The sequence below is a fragment of the Streptomyces sp. adm13(2018) genome, from assembly GCF_008042145.1.
In the GTDB taxonomy this organism is placed as follows: domain Bacteria; phylum Actinomycetota; class Actinomycetes; order Streptomycetales; family Streptomycetaceae; genus Streptomyces.
In genome coordinates, this window is the sequence record NZ_RDBH01000142.1 from 1 (window position 1) to 4,444 (window position 4,444).

At 74.6% G+C, this 4,444-nt stretch carries 6 protein-coding genes; 1 reads left to right on the forward strand and 5 read right to left on the reverse strand.

Translation table 11 applies throughout. The features are described from left to right. The 5 genes from EAO70_RS33935 to EAO70_RS33955 all read right to left on the reverse strand — a co-directional run. Nucleotides 1-783, reverse strand: a 783-nt coding sequence (locus EAO70_RS33935) for a TIGR03084 family metal-binding protein (protein WP_148006667.1), incomplete at its 3' end; no start/stop codon positions are given. Nucleotides 784-1,009: 226 nt separating this feature from the next. After that, nucleotides 1,010-1,432 carry a hypothetical protein gene (locus tag EAO70_RS33940; RefSeq protein WP_148006668.1) on the reverse strand — a complete coding sequence of 141 codons (423 nt, stop codon included), beginning with the start codon at nucleotides 1,430-1,432 and terminating at the stop codon, nucleotides 1,010-1,012. A 103-nt stretch (nucleotides 1,433-1,535) separates the two neighbouring features. Further along, nucleotides 1,536-1,721 carry a DUF1272 domain-containing protein gene (locus EAO70_RS33945; protein ID WP_148006669.1) on the reverse strand — a complete coding sequence of 62 codons (186 nt, stop codon included), beginning with the start codon at nucleotides 1,719-1,721 and terminating at the stop codon, nucleotides 1,536-1,538. Between the two features lie 202 nt (nucleotides 1,722-1,923). Next, a complete protein-coding gene (locus EAO70_RS33950) occupies nucleotides 1,924-2,301 on the reverse strand; it encodes a VOC family protein (RefSeq protein WP_148006670.1) in 378 nt (125 codons plus the stop codon). 64 nt (nucleotides 2,302-2,365) lie between these two features. Then, nucleotides 2,366-3,337: an EamA family transporter gene (locus EAO70_RS33955; RefSeq protein WP_148006710.1), complete on the reverse strand. Its 972-nt coding sequence runs from the start codon at nucleotides 3,335-3,337 to the stop codon at nucleotides 2,366-2,368. Nucleotides 3,338-3,556: 219 nt separating this feature from the next. Here EAO70_RS33955 and EAO70_RS33960 point away from each other — a divergent pair, with 219 nt between their 5' ends. Next, entirely contained in the window at nucleotides 3,557-4,414 is an 858-nt protein-coding gene (locus EAO70_RS33960) for a LysR family transcriptional regulator (protein WP_148006671.1), read from the forward strand. Nucleotides 4,415-4,444: the final 30 nt, after the last annotated feature.

Here is a 4,444-nt window from a genome sequence, read left to right on the forward strand (position 1 = left end):
TTCGTCGGCGGGGCGGCCGGGGCCCGCGGGCCCGGCGAAGGCCTGGGCGATGCCGAGCCACTGCTCGGCGTCGGCGCCGACGGCGACGAGGGAGGTGTCGTCACGGTGGACGCGCTGGGTGACGAGCAGACAGAAGTCGAGGGCCGGACCGGTGACGGTCTGGGCGGCGCCCTCGGGCCCGAAGACCCACGACTCCCCCCGCGGAGATACGAGTTCCACCCGGACGGGCTCGACGGGAACGGGCAGGCCGCGTACGAGGTAGGCGTAACCGCGGGCCCGGTGGCCGATCCAGGCGACGTGCCGGAGGCGGTCGGTCGGCGTGCGGACGATCCCGAGGGCGTCGGCGACGTCCTGCCCGTGCGCCCAGGTCTCCATGAGCCGGGCGGTGGCCATGGCGGGGGCGCTCATGGGCGGCCCGTACCAGGGGAAACGCCCGCCGACGGGCACCGCGCGCAGGGCCTCCTGGAGCAGCTCGCGGCCCTCGCGCCAGTGGGCGAGCAGCTCGCCGGGCGGCAGCTTCGCCGCCTCCTCGGCGCCGTCGTCGACGAACCGTTCGGGGGCGGCGAGCGCCTTGGCGACCTCGGCGGCGAAGCCGTCGGGATCGGTGACGGCGAGGAGCGCGGCCCGGTCGGTCCAGGCAAGGTGCGCGATCTGATGGGCGACGGTCCAGCCGACGGCGGGTGTGGGGGCGGACCACCGCTCCTCGCTCACCTCGCCGACCAGGACGTCGAGTGCTTCGCTCTCCTCGCGCAAGTCGTCGAGGACGACGGCGGGGTCGGACACGGTGCGCTCCCCTCGGGACACGGCGGCGTGCCCCGGAGCATGACAGCGAACCGGAAAACAATCAAGCATGCTTGCTTTGATTGGGACGGGAGGAGTGTCCTGCGAGGCGGCGGCGCGCCTGACGACCTGGCTGCGGGCCCGGGTCGCGACCCGGCCGGCCGAGGAACGCAACACCGGGGCCCCGGCCTCCGTGGACACCCACACGGTGTCGCCCCGAGGGCCGCCGCTATCGGCGCGGCCTCCTGCGTACCGCCGACGCCAGGGCCGTGATGGCGACCACCACGACGAGGGACCGCCACGGGAGCAGCGCCCCCGGGGTGTCGTCGACGACGTCGATGCCGTGGCCCACGGCGGTGATCCACGCGACCGCCCCCACGAGCACCATCGGACCGACCCTCCGCTCGCCGGTGACCCGCATGCCGATCCACAGGACCAGCGGCATCAGGAGTGCGGTGTTCATGAGCGCCACGGTGAACGCCTGATTCGCGGAGTAGCCGGGTCCGGCGCCGAGCGTCGCCGAGGCCTCTCCGGCGAAGGACAGGGAGAGGGTGTCGGACAGGATCAGGTGCGCCGCGGCGACGGCGACCGCCGAGACGATGACGGCCTTGAGGAGCCGGGGGGCGAGGGGGGTGGGTGAGGACGGAGCCATGAGGCCGACTATACGCAGAGGGTATACATGCAGTGTATAGACCCCGGGTCCGCACCCACCAGACGCACCCCACACCCCCGGCGGCCGGGGCCGCCCGCGGCCGCTACCCGGCCACCGCGCGCCGGGGGCGCGCCACCAGTTCACCCCCGCAGTTGGGGCAGACCTCGTTCATCGCGTCGGCGCACGGCACGCAGAAGCTGCACTCGTACGTGCAGATCCGCGCGGGCCCGTCCACCGTCAGCACGGCCACCTCGCAGCGCTCGCACCGCTCACGCATCTCCAGGGCCATGACGCCCTCCTCTCCTCGGTTCCACCGCCGTCGGTTCGGCAGCCCCATCGTCCGAGGCTCCCGGGCACCCCCGAAACAGCCCGGGGGCCAGCGATCGACAGGATCGGGCCAGGGGCGGCGCCGGTCCTCCGCCCGGGGGCGAAACCGCCGGGACGGCCAGCCCGCCGCCAGTGGCGGAGCCGCCGGAACGTTCGGCCCGTCGTCAGTGGCGGACCAGGCAGAACGGGTGGCCCGCCGGATCCGCGTAGACGCGCCAGCTCCGGTCACCCTCACCCGCGTCCAGGAGCGTCGCGCCCGCGGCCAGGACCTGACATTCGGCCGCCGCCAGGTCCCGTACGGCGAAGTCGAGGTGGGACTGCTGCGGGCGCTCGGAGCCCGGCCACGTCGGGGGTCGGTGGTCCGCGACGCCCTGGAAGCAGAGGACGAGGCCACCGGGGGCGTGCAGCGTCGACCACGACTCCCCGAGCCCCCACCGGCCGTCCGGCCGGTCCACCTCGCCACCCAGCACCGAGCGGTAGAAGGCGGCGAGGACGGCGGGCGCCGGGCAGTCGATGACGAGGCACTGCAGTTCAGCGATCATGCGTGCGGATCCTAGGGCCCGTCCGGGGACGCGCCCCGGACCGGCCGCGAAGGCAGGGCCGGCCCTATCCCTTCGCCGCGTCCCGTTCCCTCGCGGCGGCGCGGACCTGGGTGCGTACCGCGCCCATGCTCGCCGCGATCACCAGGGCGATCGCGAGCGCGTCCGTCGGGGACAGCGCCTGGCTGAGGACGAGGAAGCCGGCCGTCGCCGCGATGGCCGGTTCCAGGCTCATCAGAATCGCGAAGGTGGGAGCGGGCAGCCGCCGCAGGGCGAGGAGTTCGAGGGTGTACGGCAGGACGGACGACATCAGCGCGACCGCGAGGCCCAGGCCGATCGTCGAGGGGACGAGGAGCTTGTCGCCCGCCTCCGCGATGCCCAGCGGCAGGCTGAGGACGGCCCCGAAGGCCATCGCGAGCGCGAGTCCGTCCGCCTGCGGGAAGCGCCGGCCCGTACGGGCGCTGAAGACGATGTACGCGGCCCACATCGCACCCGCCGCGAGCGCGAAGGCCGCACCCAGCGGATCGAGCCGGTCGAAGCCGCCGCCGCTGAGCAGGACGACGCCGCCGAGGGCGAGTCCCGCCCAGAGCAGGTTCATCAGCCGGCGGGAGGCGACCACCGAGAGGATCAGCGGGCCGAGGACCTCCAGGGTCACCGCGGCGCCCAGCGGGATCCGGTCGGCGGCCTGGTAGAAGAGGATGTTCATCCCCGCCATCGCCGCGCCGAAGGCGACGATCGTGCCCCAGTCGGCACGGCTGTAGCCGCGGACCTTGGGGCGGCAGACGATCAGCAGGACGGCGGCCGCGAGCACGAGCCGCAGGGTGACGACACCGAGGGCCCCGGCCCGGGGCATCAGGAGGACGGCGAGGGCCGATCCGAACTGGACGGAGAGCCCGCCCGCGACGACGAGCGCGACGGGGGCGAAGCGGTGCTCGGCGAGCCCCCTCGGCCCGCGACCGCCGGGCGCGGCACCGACCGGGGCCGCTGCGTCACCGTGTGCCGCGCCGTCCAGGGCTGCGGCGCCGACCGGATCGGCCATCGACGACCCAGGACCGGTCACCGCCGCCACCGGACCCGCCGGACCCGCCTCCCTGACCGGGCTGATGTCCACCGACCACTCCTCAAATGTTCATCACATTGGACTTCTGGTCCAGAATAATGCACTCCGGGTTGGCTGTCACCGGCGCTCCCCTCCCACGCTACGAGCCTCCGCGCGGCGCCGGAAATGCCGATTGTGCTGCGGTTATGCTCCGGACGCATGAGCATCGAGCTACGCCACCTCCGCTGCTTCCTCGCCATCGCCGAGGAGTCCAGCCTCACCAGGGCGGCCGCCCGGCTCCACCTCACCCAGCCCGCCGTCTCCCGCACGCTGGCCGCCCTGGAACAGCACCTGGGCACCCGGCTCGTCGACCGCTCCACCCACCACCTCGCGCTCACGGCGGAGGGCCGCGCCTTCCAGGACCGGGCCGCCGCCGCCCTCGCGGCGTTCGAGGCGGCCGTCGACCCGGCACGGCTGCGCCACCGGCCGCTGCGACTCGGCCACGCCTGGTCGGCCTTCGGCCGGTACACCACACCGCTGCTCCGCCGCTGGCAGCGCGAGCACCCGGAGACCCCGCTCGAACTCCTCCGCATCGACGACCGCACGGCCGGACTGACCCGGGGCGAGGTCGACGCGGCGCTGCTGCGCGGGGCGGTCGACGCGCCCGGCCTGGCCACCGAGGAGCTGACGACGGAGGAACGGGTCGCGGCCGTACCGGCCGACAGCCCGCTGGCCGAACGGCCGCACCTCGCCCTCGACGACCTCGCGGACGGAACGGTCGTACTCAACACGGTCTCGGGCGCGACGACGCTCGCGCTCTGGCCGGCGGAGGCGCGCCCGGCGGCGACGGTGACGGTGGCGAACACCGACGACTGGCTGACGGCGATCGCGGCGGGCCGGGGCGTGGGCGTCTCGTCGGCGTCGACGGCGGCGCTGCACACCCACCCGGGAGTCACCTACCGCCCACTGCCGGACGCCCCACCACTGCCGGTGGTACTGGCCTGGCGGGACGCGTTCCCCCACCCGGCGACGGGGGCGCTGGTGGCGATGGCGCGGGAGATCGTCAGCGGGGGGTGACGGCTTTGCGGGGGGGGCTGCTTCGGAAGG

Bases quoted from the DNA above. Each gene is read 5' to 3' on its own strand.
- EAO70_RS33940 (WP_148006668.1), bottom strand. From the start codon at position 1,432: ATGGCTCCGTCCTCACCCACCCCCCTCGCCCCCCGGCTCCTCAAGGCC.
- EAO70_RS33945 (WP_148006669.1), bottom strand. From the start codon at position 1,721: ATGGCCCTGGAGATGCGTGAGCGGTGCGAGCGCTGCGAGGTGGCCGTG.
- EAO70_RS33950 (WP_148006670.1), bottom strand. From the start codon at position 2,301: ATGATCGCTGAACTGCAGTGCCTCGTCATCGACTGCCCGGCGCCCGCC.
- EAO70_RS33955 (WP_148006710.1), bottom strand. From the start codon at position 3,337: ATGGCCGATCCGGTCGGCGCCGCAGCCCTGGACGGCGCGGCACACGGT.
- EAO70_RS33960 (WP_148006671.1), top strand. From the start codon at position 3,557: ATGAGCATCGAGCTACGCCACCTCCGCTGCTTCCTCGCCATCGCCGAG.